Here is a 17,697-nt window from a genome sequence, read left to right as displayed (position 1 = left end):
CCTTTGCCTGTTTCCGTTGCCGCGTGTCCCGTAACTGCGTGTCCTGCCTTGGACTGCCGGTGCGGGCCTCCCCGGCGGGGGGCCGCGCCGGCAGCGGGCGTTCTCTCGTTCAACTCTATCCATAGCTCTACCACCGGGGGCCGACTTTATGGCCTCCCCGCCCCCACCATAGGATGGGAGATCCCAACGACTCCCTAGGAATCCTTTGCGCACATTTGTCTCCGCCGCCGCCGTACTCGTCGGACTCCTGATGGCAGCCGTCGCCGTTCCAGCCATGTGGGTAGACCGGAACATTGTCCAGGAAGAAGGCTTCGTCGTCCTGACCGCCCCGCTGGGCAAGGACCCGGCCTTCCAGCAGCGGCTGGCCACGGCCGCCGTCGACAGCCTGGCGTCGGCCGCCCAGATCCCCGAAGCCCTCACCGAACTTGCCCGGCCGGTCCTGGACAGTGCGGCACAGTCGCTTACCGGGCTGCCGGGCTACTCCGACGCCTGGGCCGAGACGCTGCGCAAGAGCCACCGGCTCACGTTTGCCGACCCCAACACCCTGCCGCCGGAGGCCGACGGGGGCTCGTCGCTGACCCTGGACGTGGCGCCGCTCGTTGGCCTGGTGGCGAAGCAGGTTTCCGACGCGACCAAGCTTCCGCTGCAGGCTCCCGGCCAGGTGCTGATCCACATGGGCCAGTCCAACCAGCGCCAGCTCATCGCGCAGGTCACCGCCTTCGCGCCGATGGGCTACGCCGTCGCAGTCGGCGCCGGCATCGCCTTCGTGCTTGCGCTGGTTGCGGCCCGGCGCCGGGGGACCGTCCTGGCCGGCATCGGAGTCGGTCTGCTGGTGCTGGCGGGGCTATGGAAACTGGGCAGCGACCTTGCCGGCGCCGCCGTCGCCGGGACGTCGAGCGGCAACGATGTAGCGGAGCTCTTCAAGAACGAGTTCGTCGCGGCGTGTTCGGCCGGCTTCGGCCAGTGGATCGTCGTCGCTGCCGTGGCGGGAGCCGCCCTGCTGGTCGTGGGGATCGCTGTCGGTGTTGCCGAGGGCCGCAGCCGGGGCAAATCGAACACCGGTAGCATGGGAGCATGACCACCACCGCTGTCTCCGTTCCGATGCCATCCGTTCCGCGCCGGCGGCGTTCACCGGAAGACGTTCTGGCGGTAGCCCCTGTCTCCGGTCCCAAGAAGGTCTTGCTGGCGGCCCCTCGCGGCTACTGCGCCGGCGTGGACCGCGCGGTCATTGCGGTGGAAAAAGCCCTGGAGCACTACGGCCCGCCCGTCTACGTCCGCAAACAGATCGTGCACAACGTCCATGTGGTCAGCTCCCTGGAGGAGAAGGGCGCCATCTTCGTCGACGAAACAGACGAGGTCCCCGAGGGTGCCCTGTTGATCTTTTCCGCCCACGGCGTCTCGCCTGCGGTCGTGCAGTCCGCCGAGGACCGCGGCCTGCGCACCATCGACGCGACCTGCCCGCTGGTCACCAAGGTGCACCGCGAGGCCGTGCGGTTCGCCAAGGATGACTTCGACATTCTGCTGATCGGCCACGACGGCCATGAGGAAGTCGAAGGCACTGCCGGCGAAGCGCCCGAACACATCCAGATCATCAACGGCCCGCATGAGGTCGACAAGGTCACGGTCCGCGACCCCGAGAAGGTCATCTGGCTCTCGCAGACCACCCTGAGCGTGGACGAAACGATGGAGACGGTCCGCCTCCTCAAGGAGCGGTTCCCCACCTTGCAGGATCCCCCCAGCGACGACATCTGCTACGCCACCACCAACCGGCAGGTGGCCATCAAGAAAATCTCACCCAAGGCAGACCTCGTGATCGTGGTCGGGTCCGCCAACTCGTCGAACTCGGTCCGGCTCGTGGAGGTGGCGCTGGAATACGGTGCCAAGGCCTCCTACCGTGTCGATTTCGCCAACGAGGTCGACGAGGCGTGGTTTGAGGGCGTCGCCACTGTGGGCGTCACGTCGGGGGCCTCGGTCCCGGAGGTGCTCGTCAAGGACGTCCTGCGGCTCCTGGCCGACTACGGCTACGGATCGGTCGAGGAAGTCGTCACGGCGGAGGAAGACCTGCTCTTCTCGCTGCCGAAGGAACTCCGGGCCACCCTGAAGCAAGCCGGCGACGTCTCCCGCGCCCTTGGCGGCCGCGGAACCCGCACCGAACGGTCCTAGGCGCCGGCCGGTGTGAGCACGCCGGTGCGGCGCCCTTTCCGGCTTACGCCGCTGACTCCTCCGATTCAACGTTGTCCGATTCGAGCGCTTCAGCTTCGACCCTGTCCGATCCGGCTCTTTCCGGTCCGAGGCCGGCCTGCAGTTCCGGTGCGGCGACCGCCCGAGGCGTGACCTCGACAGCGGGGGGAGTGACCAGGCCGGTGGCTTCCAAGGCGTTCAACTTCCGGGCAGTGGGCAGGACCCTCGCCTCGAGCGTCCCGACCATGGAGTTGTACCGTTCCACCGAGGTCTTCAGCGAGGACCCCAGCTTCGTAACGTTCTCGCCGAGCGTGCCCATCCGGTCGTAGAGCTGCCGGGCGAGCTCGAAGAGTTCCCGGGCGCTGTCCGTCAGCACGTCCTGCCGCCACGTGAACGCCACGGCCTTCAGCACCGCGAGCAAGCTCCCGGGCGAGGCCAGGACGACGTTCTTGGACAGCGCATAGTCCAGCAGTCCCGGGTCGGCCGTGAGCGCGGTGGCCAGGATGGACTCCGCGGGAAGGAAACAGATGACGAGCTCCGGTGAGTTGCCGGGGATATCCCAGTATTTCTTGTTGCCGAGGGCATCCACGTGTGCCTTGAGGGCCTTGGCATGGGCGGCCAGGTGCACCTGCTGGTTTTCGGACACCTGCGTGGGCTGCTGGCCGGCCCGGGATGCGCCCAGCTCCTGCGCGGCCAGATATGACGCGAGGGGAACCTTCGCATCGACCACGAGCTGTTTGGCGCCGGGCAGCTGCACCACGAGGTCCGGCCGGACGCTGCCGTCCGAGCCTGCGCCGTGGGCCTGCCCGCTGTGGACCTGCTCATGGAAATCGACGTGCCGCAGCATGCCTGCTGCCTCCACCACCCGGCGGAGCTGGACCTCACCCCACTGGCCGCGGGCGCTGTTGGAGCGCAGGGCCGATTCCAGGGCATGCGTGGAGCGCAGCAGCTGCTCGTCGGACAGCCGGGCCTCCTGCAGCTGCTGGGCCAGCTGGCCGTACTGCTCCAGCCGGTCGCGTTCCAGCAGGGATACCTGCTGCTGCACGGCCGCGAGTTTTTCCGCCACCGGGGCCAACGCCCGCAGCACACTGCCGTCCTGGTTCCGGGCGTCGCCGAGCTCCCTGTTCTGCGCCGCGAGCAGGCGCCGCTCGGCGTCGGCCGCGGCGAACTGGGCGCTGACCTCGGAAAGCCGCGCCGATACGCCGTCGAAGTCTTGTTCCACGGCGACGGTGCGGCGCCGGAGCAGTACGTAGACCACCGCGGCGCCGGCGACTGCGCCGACGACCAGCATGAGCAGGGAAAGAATCAATGCAAAAACGTCCATGCCTTCACTCTGGCACGCCCCTGTGACAGTTTCCGCCCGACGCCCTGAGGGCGGCACGGCAGTCCGGGAAGCGGGCCGCGGACCAGGGCCGTCGCGGAGCCCCGGCTAAAACCGGTAGAATTACTCCTCGTGGCTCTTACTATTGGCATCGTCGGACTGCCCAACGTCGGCAAATCAACTCTCTTCAACGCACTGACCCGCAACCAGGTGCTCGCCGCGAACTATCCGTTCGCCACGATCGAGCCCAACGTTGGTGTCGTGAACCTGCCGGACCCGCGTCTTGCCAAACTGGCCGCCGTCTTCGGATCCCAGCGCCTGCTGCCCGCTCCCGTGTCCTTCGTCGACATCGCCGGGATCGTCAAGGGCGCGTCCGAGGGTGAAGGCCTGGGAAACAAGTTCCTCGCCAACATCCGCGAGGCGGAGGCCATAGCCCAGGTTGTCCGCGTCTTCGATGATCCCGACGTCATCCACGTCGACGGCAAGGTGGATCCTCGCTCGGACATGGAGACGATCAACACCGAGTTGATCCTGGCTGACCTGCAGACGATCGAAAATGCGATTCCCCGGATCGAAAAAGAAGTCAAGATCAAGAAGCGGGAAGCCGCCGAGCTGGCTGCCATCAAGGCGGCCCAGGCCGTGCTGGAACGTGGCGACACCATTTACTCCTCGATCCAGAGCGACAAGCTGGAGATGGAGCACCTCAAGGAGCTCGGCCTCCTAACCGCCAAGCCGTTCATCTACGTGTTCAACGCGGACGAGGGAATCCTTGGCAGCCCGGAGAAGCAGGAAGAACTGCGGGCGATGGTTGCTCCCGCGGACGCCGTCTTCCTCGACGCCAAGCTCGAATCCGACCTCGTTGAACTCGACGAGGAAGAGGCCCGCGAAATGCTGGAAATGAACGGCCAGGACGAATCCGGGCTGGACCAGCTGGCACGCGTCGGCTTCCACACCCTCGGGCTGCAGACCTACCTGACCGCAGGACCCAAGGAAACCCGGGCCTGGACCATCCCGCAGGGGGCCACCGCACCGCAGGCCGCCGGCGTGATCCACTCCGATTTCCAGCGCGGCTTCATCAAAGCCGAAGTCGTCTCCTTCGATGACCTCATCGACGCCGGGTCCATGGCGGAGGCGAAGTCCCGAGGCAAGGTTCGGATCGAAGGCAAGGAATATGTAATGGCTGACGGCGACGTCGTGGAATTTAGATTTAATGTATAGATTCTTCGCCTGAATCGGTACAAATGCCGCCCTCCGTGCAAACGCATGAGGGCGGCATTTTTTCTTGTAAAAGGATTGATGCTCTTCCTCAGCTACTCAATGGCCCGCGACTACAGCGAGGCGCGATACAGGCCGTTCGCCCGGCAGGATATGGTCTCGGTTGCCCGTTGTTATGAACGATGCTCACAGAGATATGGTGTTCTCACCCAGGTACCTATGAAAAACCCGTTCAGCACAGCGTCTTCCTAAGAACCGCCGCCGGCATTCTCAAACCCGGACGCAAAAGTCGCGGCCTCGGTATTCACCCAGGAACACGCCGCGGGTGAATCCAGTTCCCATGCGTACCGGACGCTGCCGAATGCGGTGCGGGGGTGCGCTAGTCTGATCGGCGTGGAACGCATAAACATGGATGACGCCGCAACGCTCGTGACCCTGCTTCACGATGGGCGGCGCTCCTCGTCGCTCGGTGAGCTGCTGCCGGGGTGGGACATGCTGCAGGCCGACGTCCCCTCCCAGGAAAGGGTTGAGACGGCGATAGCGATCCTCGTCGGTTCCGGCCTTGCCGAGGTCGACTCATCCTGGGGGATGCGGCTTACGGAGCAGGGCGTGCAGCTCCGGCGGTCCGTGAAAGGTGCCCGGGGGATGCGGTCGATCCCTGGGGCAATCAGCGATCTACTGGGAGGCCGACAGTTGAGCCGTGCAACGCTGAGTTTGCCGCACGAGGTCTTTAATGCGGCGCGCGAGGACTATCTGGCCGCGGCCCAACGCAGGGCTGAGCGCCAATCGCGACGCCGTTGGTGGTGGCCCGACCCATCCAGGCCTCGTGCAGCGAAGCCGTTACGCTAGGGCCGCCGTAGCGCCGCTGAGCAATGGTGCTCTTCCAGTAGCCGACCATGATGGTCGTCCGCCCGAACCATTGCTGGTAGCCGAGCAATCCGGCCTCCGACGTCCCGGCCAGGTGGGCAAGCGCTCTGGGTTTGGAGAGTCGGATAGGCGGAAAAATGCGCATGAGGGTCCGCGCATGCGTGAGCAACCTTCACCGCGCCCGGACTTGTTATGTGTTGGCGTGATCCGTCGTCCATCTTCAGACGCTAGTCGCTTACGTAACGTGGTTGAATTTAGGTTTGCGGTCTAACTTCTGGATGGTGTTCTGGTTCGGCCTCCTCATTGTCTCCGACCAGGTCCGTGCCCTTTGAGGCGACACAACAAGCCCGCTTCTCGCGATGAGATGCGGGCTTGTTCTCTGTCTACCCCAGTTTCAGGGATCAAATTTAGTGTTCCGTGCGGTTTTGTCCCGAACCCGTGCCAGCGGGGCCCATCCAGCCCACGACGCCTCCTCTCTGGCCGTCGAACGGGTTACGGCGGCAACTTCCTTGACGACAGTGAAGAGCATGACCCTTAGAGAGATCACGGCAGGGCGTGATCGCCCCGGGGAATCACTAAGAGGGGGGAAATCCGAATGACGGACTTTCACACGGCCTTTAGCGCGGCCGCCCGGCGACTCGTCGATGCCAGAATGCAAGCCCTGCTTCGCCAGAAGGAAGCTGAAATTAAGTGGCGGGCGGAGTATGAGCCGGTCGTCCGGAAAGTCGCGAACGAAACCGCGCGCTGGATGGCCGAAGAGGTTGCGAAGATGCTGCTCACGGAAGATGAAGTGGGGGAGAAGTTGGCTGATGCGCTCCGTGAGCGTCACGCAGTCGCCGATCCGCTCGCCTCGGAAATCGTCGCAACTGTGCGATCGGTTGTGTCCGCGGTAGTGGCGGAAATCTTTGATGGACCTGGCGAGGATTCGGACGCAGGCCCGCTAGTCCCCTAGGCGACGATCGTTTCTGAGGCGTCTTCGCTTTGCGCAGATGGCACCACAGCCCATGCATCCTCCTTCATGCTGATCCAAGTGAATGCGAGGAAGAGACCACCCACGCCGGCCTGGCTGTGGGCGTTGGGGGCTCTCGTCAGCGCTCTCATCTCCTCCTCCCAGCTGCTCGCGTTCAGCGCGCTCACGTCGATGCGGGGCATCGCTGCGGTGGCCGGACTTGTGATCTTCCTCGTCGGGATCGTCGCTTTCGTGCGGGCACTTCGGCGTAAGCGGAACCGTTCGTAACGGTGCAGAACGAGGACCGGAAACTCCGCGCGCAATCACGCACAAGGATCGCGGGCATAGCGGAGGCAGCCTGTGATCTACCGCGTCGTCTGCAGAGGTCGTAGACCCTGGTACTTGCAACCATGTTCCACAGCAGCGAACGGGGTTCTCGGCTACTCGCTCGATGAGGTTATTCGGCCACGGAACGTGGTGGTGGAGTTCCGCTTCAATGTTTAGGTTTCAAGTGGTTGCCTGAGGAAGGCCCGGGGTGCTGATCGCATTCCGGGCCTTTCCTGTTAGGGGAGCCGGTCCTCTACGTCAAGATCCTTGAGTATGGAGGTGAGCGTGGAGTTGAATGCTCGGAGCTCACTCACGTTCATGTACAGGTTTGCACTCCCCATCGGGTCATCCTCCGCCTCATGGAACTGGAGTTCTATGAGGGGCTCCTCGCCGCCTTCTTCTTGGTAAGCCTGGAAGGTGGCCCACGAGATTTCCCATGGCATTCCGTCTTGCATAAAAGCCGACGTTGTTCCCGGAGCGGGACTAACCCGCTCCGGCCTGCCGTTGTTGTAGATCAGTAGACTCGTGTGGCAGGATTCCTCCTCGCCATCGCTTGTGTGGTCATTACCCCAAGGCTTGCAGTGCGGTGATGCGGTCATATCGTCCCCCGTTAGTTGGTCCTTAAGGCATAGGCTATTGGCAATACCGTCGTTTCTCGGCGTGGTAGTCCGGTGATCCCGATCGTCTACTCCGCGTTCTGTAGACCGGCTCGTGCATTCTTCATAGATGGTGTTTCGCTCTTGGGGCCAAAGCCAATCCGACAGATATTTGCCATCGCGTCAAAGTTTGGTTAATAGCGTAATAGCTGGTCATCAATATGGAGTGCTCCGATATCCTTTTTCAAAAGAGCCCCTGTGCCGGTACGGCATATTGGACGCCCCACACCCTATTTCGGCATTGGAGAGAGACAAGGCATGGATCTGACTCGCGCAACATCCCTGCTCGAGATCGGCCCAGCGCTCGACCATGCTGGCATGACCTGGAGCTATGACGACGATGGTGACGTCCGGATTCGATTCCGATCGGGGCAGCAGCCTTGGATCGATGTCGTCTTTTATGAGTTCTATTCCGTCAAGCAAGACTTCTCCATGCGCGGTCAATTCCTCAACGGTCGTGCCGTTCCACAGGCGAACGGTATGACGCGGTGGGAGGTACCACTAGAGTCTGGCCACACGCCCACAGCAGTGGCGCAGAAGGTCGTCACCATTTACCTGATGCCTAGGCCTGGCGGCGTAAGTGTTCAGATCCATGCGGCGATTGCACCCCTCGAACAACCGCGTCCGATGCACATTAAAATCAGGCCCGAAGATCGGCAAGTCAGCAGGATCGAGAAGGATTTCCCGGGCTTCGTTCGTGCGGGAGACTCCGAGCAGGTTTGGATGTCGACGCGCGTTGGAGGAACCCGGGTCGCTGAGACGGATTTCTGTGACATGGTCATGACGGCCGCAGAAGTCGGCCTAGCCATGTTCGATGGCCCGTTCACGGGCTGGCTTTTCCCGAGAGATGTGTAGGTCCGCGTCTGTTGCCGACCGCCTCCGCACGTAAAGGTTAATCAGTTACGGAACGTGGTTGAGTTCCGCTTCAACGTGTAGTCGAGTTCCGGTTCAGCGTCTGTGGGCCAATCACCGCCATCCACGACACGTCTGAATACGGCAGAATGTCCGGCATAGAGATCAGCCCGTCGCCCGAAGGCGACGGGCTGATCTCTTTTCAATGAATGGTCGCGCCACTGCTCGACGAGCGCTGCCTCGGGTCGACGCGCACCGTGGCGGCCCGGGTCCGCGCGGAGACCATCGGCAGCAGGTAGGGGCTCCGACCGTGGGACGCCCACGGTGCGCACGCCTTCGCCGACGCCGGGTTCGTTGCCGTATGCCTGGTGGTGTCGATGTTGCGGACGCAGGAACCGGCGGCCCAGTGCGGTTTGGGCGATCAGGTTGTTAGGATCGAGCCGACCGTCCTGACCATGAGCCTTCTCCTGTGAGCGAGGATCAGTGAACGCCGACCACTATGACAGTTTCGCCGAGAGCTACTCGGCGGAGAACGAGTCCAGCCTCCTCAACGCCTACTACGAGCGCCCGGCGATGGTTGGCCTCGCCGGCGACGTCTTCGGCCACCGGGTCCTGGACGCAGGGTGCGGCTCCGGGCCCCTGTCCGCGGCACTGGGCGCGAAAGGCGCGATCATGACCGGCTTCGATGCCAGTCCAGCGATGCTCGAATTGGCAAGACAGCGATTGGGCGCGACAGCGGACCTGTTCGTGGCCGACCTCAGCAAGCCGCTCCCTTTCGCCGATGGCTCCTTCGACGACGTTGTCTCATCTTTGGTCCTGCACTAAGGAGGACTGGGCAGGACCGCTTGCCGAACTGAGGCGCGTGCTGAAGCCGGGCGGTCGCCTGATCCTGTCGGTCAATCACCCCACGGTCAGCGTGGTCACCCAACCAAACGAGGACTACTTCGCCATCCGGCAGTACTCGGAGGAGTACGAGTTCGATGGCGAGCCTGCGGTCCTGACCTTCTGGCACCGTCCACTCCACGCGATGATCAGCGCCTTCACGTCGGCGGGATACCGCGTGGCCACCGTGAGCGAACCAGAGCCATCTCCAGACACGCCGCACGAACTCCTTCCCCCGCGCATCCTCAACGGTGAGAAGACAGCGTTCCTGTCCTTCATCTTCTTCGTCCTCGAAGCCGGCTAAACGTAGAGGAGTGGGGTGAGAGCATGGGCCGCGGAGACACTCCCGTCGAGATGGTCCATTGCGATGAGCAGAGGGTTCTCTATGACGGGGCATGGTTGAATTCAGATTTAATGCATCCGGTGAGGCCCCGCCTCATTAATACCTGGCGATTTTGTGTCTGACGACCGCCGGTCCCTGGTCTCAAGTTATCCACATATGGCAGGATTCTGGCCTGCGCAGCGTGCGCCCGCTCAGAATCGTCACCGCTGAGGACGGGACTCTGGTCCGTGAGCAGTTCCTGGCCCTGACCCGCCGCGTGGCCGCAGCGGTCCTGCTGGAGATCACGGGCGTGGACTCTGTCAGCCGCGACGCGGTCCGAGTCTTCAGTGAGCCTCGACCGTCACGGCCTGTGCGATCCCGGGCAGCACGCCTGTGGACCGCGTCATTGCACACGGTCGGCGCGGGCTGCCGCTGGCCCAATGCCCGAGCCGGTACGTCTCCGACGAACAAGAAGCCCTCGCATGGCTCCGTGACTTGATCACGACGGCCGGACCCGCCATCCCGTAAAGGGAGGCAGAGCCGCACTCGGGGGAAGAGCCCCGGGCCGGTAGTTTGTTCGGGGCCCGGCGGTGGCCGGTGTCGGGGCTCAGCTGTGAATGCCGCAACCCGGTGGGCCTGTTGGTCCCAGCATTAGGGGGCACTCACCGGAAAGTCTGCACGTTCCATTCTCGGATGTCGCTCGGGTTGACGACGGACTCGGTGACGAAGGGGTCGTGCGCGAGGAACTCCACTGCCCGTTCTCTGCTTTCGAAAACTGCCATGGAGCCGTTAGCGACAGGATCGTCGAAGGTCCCGATGGCCAGCAGGCCGCCGTTGTGGGCGAATTGTTCGACGTAGGCGTGATGGCACGGGTAGACCTCGCGCAGGCGCGAAGGATCTTTGGTTGCGTAGAAGACCACGAATTCCATAGTGCCGACAGTAGCCCCTCCAGGAACTCCTCCGGGGACGGGCATCCAAGGATTCGGCCGAGAGACGACAGCCTGCCGGGGCGTTTACGGGCGCCGATGTCGTTGGCGCAGGTCAATGGTGAGTGGACCCAACGAAGTCCAGGGCCTCCCGCGCCAGTGCCAGCCAAGACTCCTTGTCCTCGGCGGTCACGGTGAGCCATTCCTTCATTGGGTGGCCCTTTCCGGCATCGAAGGGCTCGCCGGCTCCGGCCCCGACCAGCGCGAGGACCCGGGCAGGTGGCAGCTTCACGACCAGCTTGCCGCCCGAGACCATGGCAAAAATCGAGCTGTTGACCTTCAGCGCGGACGAACCGAAACCGCGCCGTCCGGATTCACCCGGTACGGTGACGCCAGGGCTCGCGGCGAATTCCTTGACCAGGATGTCGAAGCGCTCCTCGGGCAGCATGGGATCATCCTCGCTCCCGGGAGCGAAGTGGACAACCCCGAACCTGGACCGGGCAGGGCCGTCCCCAGTGGCTGTTGATGGTGTGGCGATCGTTTGACCGGCGCCGCGCCAGCTTTGACTCTGACGACGTCCGGCGTCGATTGCTGGCGAGGCTGGGGATGGCGTTGAATGTTGCCTATGGTCGACTGGCTTCTACTCTCCAACCTCGGTACCGCTCTCGGTACAACGGTGCTCGCCGTCGCGACGTTCATCTCGACTAGGTCGGCCAACCGTTCGGCGCGGCTGGCCGAGCGCGCACTGCTGAACGGGTTGCGCCCCATCCTGCTGCCTTCCAACTGGTCGGATGCCCCGCAGAAAGTGCGCTTTATGGAAGGCAAGTGGATGGTCGTGCAGGGTGGCCACGCCGCCCTCGAGATTGCCGACAACACCGTGTACCTGGTGATGTCTGTGCGCAACGCCGGCACAGGGGTGGCGATCCTGCACGGCTGGCATCTGCCACCGGACGCCAGGGCTCCGCTGGCACCAGTCGAGGAGTTCCACCGGCTGACACGCGACATCTACGTGCCGTCCAACGACGCCGGTTTCTGCCAGGTCGCCATCCGGGACCCGGAGTCGGCCGACTACCGTAACGCCACGGTTGGAGCCGCCGGCGACGACGGCTTCGCCGTTGACGTGCTTTATGGAGACGCCGAAGGATCTCAGCGCGTCGTCTCGCGGTTCTACATCACACCCGGACCCGCAGGCCTTGGCCACGACGAGGCCGACACCGGGTGGCTGCTGATGGTCTCGCGCCACTGGAACCTCGATTTGCCGGCGCCGCGCGGCTGAGCCCGGAGCCCTACCGCGAATGGACTTCCACAAGGGATCGACCTACGAGGGCACGAGTTCGTATCGATCCGCTATCTCTGCGGTATCGAGAACGACGTCGAGAGCCGCGAAGGGCCCGCCCTCGGGCTGCACGAGAGCTACTCGTTCAGCGATACCGACGGGGTGACGACTCTCATCGTCGCGCTCGAGGTGCCCGAGGTCGCCCGGTCAGGGTTCGGCTTACGGCAACAGAGGTGACATTTAGCGCCGCGAAAAAACACCGCCACCTCTCGCTGTGTCACAGCCCAAAAACTGCTCTGCGATTCACACGTACCGGGGTGCACGTGTGGACGGATTCCCCGAGTTCGAGGGCAGAAACGCGAACCGTAGCGGGTCCTGACCCGGCCTGCCCACCCACACACTGCCGAAACAGCCTGCGAGGTCCGTAGCCGTAATTCCCTTAGAACAGCGGCCAGGGCACGGCCGGCATTTCACCGCTCGGAGCCGGAAACCGCCCTGCCAAGCGCAACCGGGCGCAGCGCGCGGCGAGCGATGCGATTTCTTCGGCGCTGAGCAAGTCCGCTAGGTTTCGGCCTAGCCCGCCGTGCAGTTCTTCGCTGACACGATCAATGCCGTCGCGTTCCTCGGCGGTCAGAGCGTCTCCCAGCCATCCCCACAGGACGGTGCGCAGCTTGTGGTCACGGTGAAAGGTGAGCCCGTGGTCCACGCCGTGCCGGTGTCCGTCGGTCATGGCAAGAATGTGGTCGCCTTTGCGGTCGGCGTTGTTGACGACGACGTCGAACACCGCCATGCGTCTGAGCGCCGGCGAGTCTTCGTGAACGAGGGTGACCATCCGTCCGTTCTCGTCTCGTCCCTCGAGAACGTGTTTCCAGCCGGTCTCCGGCACGTGGGCGGCCGCGACCAGGTTCACGGCGCTTTGGGCGGGGTCTGGCTCCTTCCAGAGCTGCACCATTCCTTCGCCCATCGGACCATCGCGCAGCCAGGTGTGCGGCACGATGTCCCCGCCGAAGACCTGCGAGACCAGGGAGGCGGCCACCTCCCGGTGAGCCAGGGTGCCGTGGGGAAAATCCCGCAGCGGACTTTCGCCTGCTATTGGCTTATAGACGACCATCACGTCGCCGATGCTGCCCAGGAATGTAGCGTTTGAAGCCGTCGTGATGCGGCCGGTGAGCGTCAGCTCGGCGGTCACTAGGTCCGGCGCCGGCATCAGGCCTCGGGAAGGGTGCAGATGTGCCCATCGGCGTCTATGGGGTAACCGCAGAGCGGGCACGTGGGACGCCCTGCGCCAACGATCTCCCGGGTGCGCTTAGCGAATGCGCGCGCGGTGCCGACCGGCATTCGCACCAGCAGCATTTCGGGCGCGTGAGCGTCGTCCTCATCACGCGATACGTCGTTGTCATCAGCATCGACATCAGTGATCGGATAGGCCTCTACGACGATCTGCGCCGTCGTCGGGTCCCAGCCCAGGCTTATGGCGCCGGTGCGAAACTGCTCTTGAACGGCCTCGAGTTGGTCGTTGTCGACAAGTTCAATGGGAGTGCTCGTGGGAACGCTGAAGGGGTTCCCCTCGACGGTGATGAGCTGGTCGAGAATTTCGTCGATCTTCTCCGCGAGCAGAGCCGACTGCTGCTTCTCCAGGGCAATACTCACGATCTGCGTCCCTGCGCGCACCTGCAGGTAGAACGTGCGCGCCCCCGGAAGACCAATGGTGCCAACGACGACCCGATCAGGCCAGGCAAACTCGTGAACACGTGTAGGCATGTCAGTATTTTAGGCACATGAGGTTCATGGCGCCTTTTGCCCTGCACCGCCGCCCACCGGCGCATCGCCAGAGTGGATGCCGTTCGACAGCCACGACAGATCACCCGCGTCGGTGTTGGTCGCGTAGACGCTCGGCCGACTGGCGCCGTAACGCACGATCGATACGGAGGCGGGGCCCACGGTAATACGCTGGAACAGGTCAAGGTGCATGCCGAGCGCGTCGGCGAGGATTGACTTGATGATGTCACCGTGACTGACCGCCACCCACACGGCCCCTGGCCCGTACTCGGCTTCGAAGGCTGCATCGTGGCGTCGAATCGCTGCCACCGACCGAGCCTGCATCGCGGCCATGGATTCACCGCCGGGAAAGACGACGGCGGACGGTTGCGACTGTACAACCGGCCACAAATCCTCGGTCGCGAGATCACTGAGCGTGCGGCCCTGCCACTGGCCGTAATTGCACTCGGTGAGATCGAGATCGACCGGCGCGTACGGCGTGCCCGCCTGGCGATCGAGGATGTGCTGGGCAGTCTGCTGACAACGCTCAAGAGGGCTCGACACCACCCCGACTACGGGCACGGCCGCGAGCCGGTCTCCAGTCAGAGCCGCCTGCTCGCGCCCGGTCTGGTCCAGGCTGACGCCGACGGCCCGACCGGCCAACAGTCCCGTGGCATTGGCTGTGGTGCGGCCGTGCCGCACGAGAATAACTGTCGCCATCCACCCAGCCTAACTACCCGCTCGATGGCGGTGTGAACCCGCTTCCTGAACTATCTACACCCGGAAGCCAACAGCACCATCTTGACGAAAATCCTAGGGGGCCTACTTCCATTCTCTCGGGGACGAGCTTCCACGCTCCAAAGAGGATCCTGCCGCAATCGATCACCTCATAGATGGGCTCGATGACCGAACCACTCTGGCAGAGCTAGTCCGCGCCATCGGCATGTTTTACGGCGACCTTCTCACGCACACCGTTCCAGGGGCGCATTGGGAAGTCTTTGAAGAAGGCAGCCCGTGCGTCCGCGTGGCCCGAAACACCGCGGATTCCGTAGTTTCTGTCGCCGCAAGACGCCTAGACAAAGGGACACCGACTCTCCTACAGAACTATGCGCACGCATTGGAAATCGTGACCTCAGAAACCTCATCGAATACGGCCCGGTATGGGTTCCGCCAACGGGAGGTGTTCCGTTTACAGGGAGTGGGGTCGGTGCCATCCTGAGCTCACCGCGGTCGCTTGGACTGTGTACATCCACTCATACCCCCGCTGTGGACAACCGAATACGACTGGGACGGTCTGGACCCCGAGGCTTTCAATAACTGGCACGGGGATCTGATCCCGACTGTCCCTAATGATGCGGAACGCAAGAACCTCGCGGACCTGATCCCTGCTTGGGAGAGCGGCGTGGACACCATTATCGTGTTGCCGTACGCCGGGTATTTCGCTAAACGCATTAGCCCTCGCCACCTCGCAGTGTCGGCAGCAACTCGAAATGAGCCCACCACCTACAGCAGGGCTTTGCGGGAAACTACGCCGTAAGACACGCCCGCCAAAAAGGCCTGAGTCGGGTGCGCTGACCCCTGCTTTCGCCGTTCTGTGAGCAGCGGAGCCTGGAGCCGGTTCCAACGCGGGGGAGCATACTGGGATAGTGAGGATCGGGGCGGAACCAGAGCCTTGGAGAAGGCGGCCCGGGGCAGGCACGAGCCCGTACCCGCCGATCGCCGATTACGGGTTCTTGTCCGATTGCGAGGGCAACTGCTTGATCGCGCCGAGCGGGCAGGTGGAGTGGATGTGTGTGCCGCGCCACGACTCGCCCAGCGTGTTCTCCACGATGCTCGACCGTGCTGCGGGCGGCTTCAAGGTGGCGCCCCACGGCGTCCGGGAGCCCACTGCACGCCGCTATCTCCCCGGCAGTCTGATCCTCGAGACTACCTGGCAGACTAGGACGGGCTGGCTGATCGTGAGGGATGCCTTGGTGATGGGTCCGTGGCACCATACCGAAGCGAGGGCAAGCCGATACCGCCGGCCGCCGACGAATTACGAGGCGGAGCATTGCCTGCTGCGCACCGTCCGGTGCGTCAATGGTGCAGTTGATCTGTCTGTGCTGTGCGAGCCGGTCTTCGACTACGGCCGGCGTCGGGCACGGTGGGAGTTCTCCGGTCCCGGATACGGGGAAGTCGTTTCCGTCAGCGGCCACGAGGGGGATCCGGTCCTGCGTCTGACCACCGACCGCCGGCTGGGCATCGAGGACTCAATTGTGGTCATACGCAGCCGGATGATCGAGGGCGACCAGGCCTTCATCGCTCTCTCGTGGGGGTCGCTGCCGCCGCCGCGGACGTGGGAGGAAGCGACGCGCAAGCAGTGGCAGACCACTGAGTTCTGGAGGCAATGGATCACAGGGGGCGAGTTTCCCGACCACCCATGGCGGGAGGCGCTGCAACGCAGCGCGCTGACGTTGAAGGGCCTCACCTACGCACCGACTGGCGCTCTGGTCGCGGCGCCCACCACGTCGCTGCCGGAGGCACCCCGGGGAGAGCGGAACTGGGACTACCGGTATACATGGGTGCGCGATTCCACGTTCGCGCTTTGGGCTCTCTACACCCTCGGCCTGGACCGGGAAGCTGATGACTTCTTTGCCTTCATCCGCGACGTTGCCGCCGAGGAGGACCTGCAGATCATGTACGGCATCGACGGCGAAAGGGACCTTCCCGAGGTCACTGTCGAGGGGCTCGGCGGCTACGACGGCGCCCGTCCCGTCCGGATCGGCAACGCTGCCGCGCGCCAGCGGCAACTTGATGTGTGGGGCACCATGCTGGACTCGGTCTACCTCCATGCCAAATCCCGTGACCAGCTCTCCGAACCGCTCTGGCCCGTTCTGCTCCGCCAGGTCGAGCAGGCTGCCGCCCACTGGCGTGACGCCGACCACGGGATCTGGGAAGTCCGTGGCGAACCGAAGCACTTCACCTCCTCCAAGCTCATGTGCTGGGTCGCCCTGGACCGTGGTGCCCGGCTCGCACGACTGCACGGTCAAGCCGATTACGCCCAGAAGTGGGACACCATCGCCGAGGAGATCCATGACGACATCTGCCGCAATGGTGTCGATGACCGCGGTGTGTTCGTCCAGTCCTACGGCACGACGAACCTCGATGCCTCCCTTCTCCTTGTCCCCCTTGTCCGGTTCCTGCCCGCCAACGATCCTCGCGTGCGCGCCACCGTCCTGGCCATCGCCGATGAACTCACCCGGGACGGCCTTGTCCTGCGCTACCGCCCCGAGCAGACCGACGACGGACTCAGCGGTGACGAGGGGACTTTCACGACCTGCTCGTTCTGGCTCGTCTCTGCCCTTGTCGAGATCGGGGAACTGGTACGCGCCAAGGCGCTGTGCGAACGTCTGCTCTCCCTTGCCAGTCCCTTGGGCCTCTACGCTGAGGAGCTGGATCCGGTGAGCGGCCGTCACCTCGGCAATTTCCCGCAGGCGTTCACGCACCTGGCCCTCATTAATGCGCTCGTGCACCTCATCCGCGCCGAAGAAAGCAGCCGCGCGGCGCTCTTCGCCCCGGCACACCGCCACACCTGACAGCTGGGCGGTTGCGGCGCGCTATGGAGGTTTCCCCCGACCAGAGCGCAGGATCCAGCCGGCACGGAAGCGGAGCCGCCGCACGTCCACGGCCACGTCGTCAGCGCCGCCGACAGTCATTCCAAAGATTTCTATTGCAGAGGGACACCCTCCGGCGGGGCCGGCACAGTGTGCCGGCCCCGCCTGGGGTTAACCCGGGACGTTCCGGGGATCGTTGCCGTGGCTGTTCTTCTGCCCGATCTGGCCGTCTTGGTTCTTTATGACGTGCTCGACACCGTCGCGGGTGGCGGCGTTCCGGCCGTCGGCCACCGCCTCGTCCTTGGTGGCGTAGGAGGCGCCAAACGCCCGGCCGGTGCCTTCGCGGCGGTTCTTCCACTGGCCATCTTCGTAGTAAGTCTCAACGTCACCCTGGGCCATCACACTGCCTTTCTGTCACGGAACACCCGCCACGCTACACATCCCTGCGCACGCCACCTTCGCGACCGGCCGCCGGGCAGACGGAAAATAAGGAAGCCTCCCTGTGAAAGCCGCGCCTCCGGGCGCGGAACCGTGCCTCTCACCAGCTGGCGAGCAGGGGAGTTTGGGCTGGT

19 protein-coding genes and 1 pseudogene are annotated in these 17,697 nt (G+C 64.1%); 12 read left to right on the top strand and 8 right to left on the bottom strand.

Translation table 11 applies throughout. The annotated features are described in order from the left end of the window. Nucleotides 1-205 precede the first annotated feature (205 nt). The gene (locus ACFVVK_RS17250) at nucleotides 206-1,078 is read left to right on the top strand and encodes a hypothetical protein (protein ID WP_390269588.1); all 873 of its coding nucleotides are present in this window, start codon (nucleotides 206-208) and stop codon (nucleotides 1,076-1,078) included. Then, nucleotides 1,075-2,163: a 4-hydroxy-3-methylbut-2-enyl diphosphate reductase gene (locus tag ACFVVK_RS17245; protein WP_390269585.1), complete on the top strand. Its 1,089-nt coding sequence runs from the start codon at nucleotides 1,075-1,077 to the stop codon at nucleotides 2,161-2,163. The genes ACFVVK_RS17250 and ACFVVK_RS17245 overlap by 4 nt, the downstream gene beginning before the upstream one ends. 43 nt (nucleotides 2,164-2,206) lie before the next feature. Here ACFVVK_RS17245 and ACFVVK_RS17240 read toward each other — a convergent pair whose 3' ends face one another. Continuing rightward, nucleotides 2,207-3,505: a DNA recombination protein RmuC gene (locus tag ACFVVK_RS17240; RefSeq protein WP_390269582.1), complete on the bottom strand. Its 1,299-nt coding sequence runs from the start codon at nucleotides 3,503-3,505 to the stop codon at nucleotides 2,207-2,209. A 129-nt stretch (nucleotides 3,506-3,634) separates the two neighbouring features. On the opposite strand from ACFVVK_RS17240, the gene ychF reads away from it, so the two are divergent. From ychF to ACFVVK_RS17225, 3 genes are all read left to right on the top strand, one after another. Further along, nucleotides 3,635-4,720 (top strand): redox-regulated ATPase YchF, encoded by a 1,086-nt coding sequence (gene ychF / locus ACFVVK_RS17235; protein ID WP_390269579.1) that lies wholly within the window; start codon nucleotides 3,635-3,637, stop codon nucleotides 4,718-4,720. 1,459 nt (nucleotides 4,721-6,179) lie between these two features. Further along, entirely contained in the window at nucleotides 6,180-6,536 is a 357-nt protein-coding gene (locus tag ACFVVK_RS17230; protein WP_390269576.1) for a hypothetical protein, read from the top strand. A 66-nt stretch (nucleotides 6,537-6,602) separates the two neighbouring features. Continuing rightward, on the top strand, nucleotides 6,603-6,821 hold the full coding sequence (locus ACFVVK_RS17225; RefSeq protein ID WP_390269573.1) for a hypothetical protein: 219 nt from the start codon (nucleotides 6,603-6,605) through the stop codon (nucleotides 6,819-6,821). A 275-nt stretch (nucleotides 6,822-7,096) separates the two neighbouring features. On the opposite strand, the gene ACFVVK_RS17220 is transcribed toward ACFVVK_RS17225, so the two are convergent. After that, on the bottom strand, nucleotides 7,097-7,459 hold the full coding sequence (locus ACFVVK_RS17220; protein ID WP_390269570.1) for a hypothetical protein: 363 nt from the start codon (nucleotides 7,457-7,459) through the stop codon (nucleotides 7,097-7,099). A 315-nt stretch (nucleotides 7,460-7,774) separates the two neighbouring features. On the opposite strand from ACFVVK_RS17220, the gene ACFVVK_RS17215 reads away from it, so the two are divergent. From ACFVVK_RS17215 to ACFVVK_RS17200, 4 genes are all read left to right on the top strand, one after another. Continuing rightward, on the top strand, nucleotides 7,775-8,371 hold the full coding sequence (locus ACFVVK_RS17215; protein ID WP_390269567.1) for a hypothetical protein: 597 nt from the start codon (nucleotides 7,775-7,777) through the stop codon (nucleotides 8,369-8,371). Nucleotides 8,372-8,851: 480 nt separating this feature from the next. Beyond that, a complete protein-coding gene (locus ACFVVK_RS17210; RefSeq protein WP_390269565.1) occupies nucleotides 8,852-9,193 on the top strand; it encodes a class I SAM-dependent methyltransferase in 342 nt (113 codons plus the stop codon). 37 nt (nucleotides 9,194-9,230) lie between these two features. Beyond that, complete coding sequence (locus ACFVVK_RS17205; protein WP_390269563.1) at nucleotides 9,231-9,554, top strand: hypothetical protein; 324 nt, start codon at nucleotides 9,231-9,233, stop codon at nucleotides 9,552-9,554. A 220-nt stretch (nucleotides 9,555-9,774) separates the two neighbouring features. Then, nucleotides 9,775-10,071: a hypothetical protein gene (locus ACFVVK_RS17200; RefSeq protein ID WP_390269560.1), complete on the top strand. Its 297-nt coding sequence runs from the start codon at nucleotides 9,775-9,777 to the stop codon at nucleotides 10,069-10,071. A 163-nt stretch (nucleotides 10,072-10,234) separates the two neighbouring features. Here the strand turns inward: ACFVVK_RS17200 and ACFVVK_RS17195 are convergent, their stop codons facing one another. Continuing rightward, nucleotides 10,235-10,501 (bottom strand): YciI family protein, encoded by a 267-nt coding sequence (locus tag ACFVVK_RS17195; protein WP_390269557.1) that lies wholly within the window; start codon nucleotides 10,499-10,501, stop codon nucleotides 10,235-10,237. Between the two features lie 112 nt (nucleotides 10,502-10,613). Next, a complete protein-coding gene (locus ACFVVK_RS17190) occupies nucleotides 10,614-10,946 on the bottom strand; it encodes a hypothetical protein (protein ID WP_390269554.1) in 333 nt (110 codons plus the stop codon). A gap of 177 nt (nucleotides 10,947-11,123) precedes the next feature. On the opposite strand from ACFVVK_RS17190, the gene ACFVVK_RS17185 reads away from it, so the two are divergent. Next, nucleotides 11,124-11,774 (top strand): hypothetical protein, encoded by a 651-nt coding sequence (locus ACFVVK_RS17185; protein ID WP_390269551.1) that lies wholly within the window; start codon nucleotides 11,124-11,126, stop codon nucleotides 11,772-11,774. Nucleotides 11,775-12,213: 439 nt separating this feature from the next. On the opposite strand, the gene ACFVVK_RS17180 is transcribed toward ACFVVK_RS17185, so the two are convergent. Genes ACFVVK_RS17180 through ACFVVK_RS17170 form a run of 3 tightly spaced genes read right to left on the bottom strand, consistent with a single transcriptional unit; the run spans nucleotide 12,214 to nucleotide 14,252 of the window. Continuing rightward, nucleotides 12,214-12,981, bottom strand: a complete 768-nt coding sequence (locus ACFVVK_RS17180) for an SCO1664 family protein (protein WP_390269549.1) — start codon at nucleotides 12,979-12,981, stop codon at nucleotides 12,214-12,216. Beyond that, nucleotides 12,981-13,535, bottom strand: a complete 555-nt coding sequence (locus tag ACFVVK_RS17175) for a DUF3090 domain-containing protein (RefSeq protein WP_390269547.1) — start codon at nucleotides 13,533-13,535, stop codon at nucleotides 12,981-12,983. The genes ACFVVK_RS17180 and ACFVVK_RS17175 overlap by 1 nt, the downstream gene beginning before the upstream one ends. A 24-nt stretch (nucleotides 13,536-13,559) precedes the next feature. Then, complete coding sequence (locus tag ACFVVK_RS17170; RefSeq protein WP_390269544.1) at nucleotides 13,560-14,252, bottom strand: histidine phosphatase family protein; 693 nt, start codon at nucleotides 14,250-14,252, stop codon at nucleotides 13,560-13,562. 139 nt (nucleotides 14,253-14,391) lie between these two features. On the opposite strand from ACFVVK_RS17170, the pseudogene ACFVVK_RS17165 reads away from it, so the two are divergent. Both ACFVVK_RS17165 and ACFVVK_RS17160 read left to right on the top strand, forming a co-directional pair. After that, nucleotides 14,392-14,751 (top strand): annotated as a pseudogene (locus tag ACFVVK_RS17165) (DUF6278 family protein); the annotation flags it as partial. A 427-nt stretch (nucleotides 14,752-15,178) separates the two neighbouring features. Beyond that, on the top strand, nucleotides 15,179-17,107 hold the full coding sequence (locus tag ACFVVK_RS17160; protein ID WP_390269542.1) for a glycoside hydrolase family 15 protein: 1,929 nt from the start codon (nucleotides 15,179-15,181) through the stop codon (nucleotides 17,105-17,107). A gap of 189 nt (nucleotides 17,108-17,296) precedes the next feature. On the opposite strand, the gene ACFVVK_RS17155 is transcribed toward ACFVVK_RS17160, so the two are convergent. Continuing rightward, nucleotides 17,297-17,524 (bottom strand): DUF2188 domain-containing protein, encoded by a 228-nt coding sequence (locus ACFVVK_RS17155; protein WP_390269790.1) that lies wholly within the window; start codon nucleotides 17,522-17,524, stop codon nucleotides 17,297-17,299. Nucleotides 17,525-17,697: the final 173 nt, after the last annotated feature.

It is taken from the genome of Arthrobacter sp. NPDC058192, from assembly GCF_042883665.1.
In the GTDB taxonomy this organism is placed as follows: Bacteria; Actinomycetota; Actinomycetes; order Actinomycetales; family Micrococcaceae; genus Arthrobacter.
This window is presented reverse-complemented; position numbering and strand designations above follow the sequence as displayed.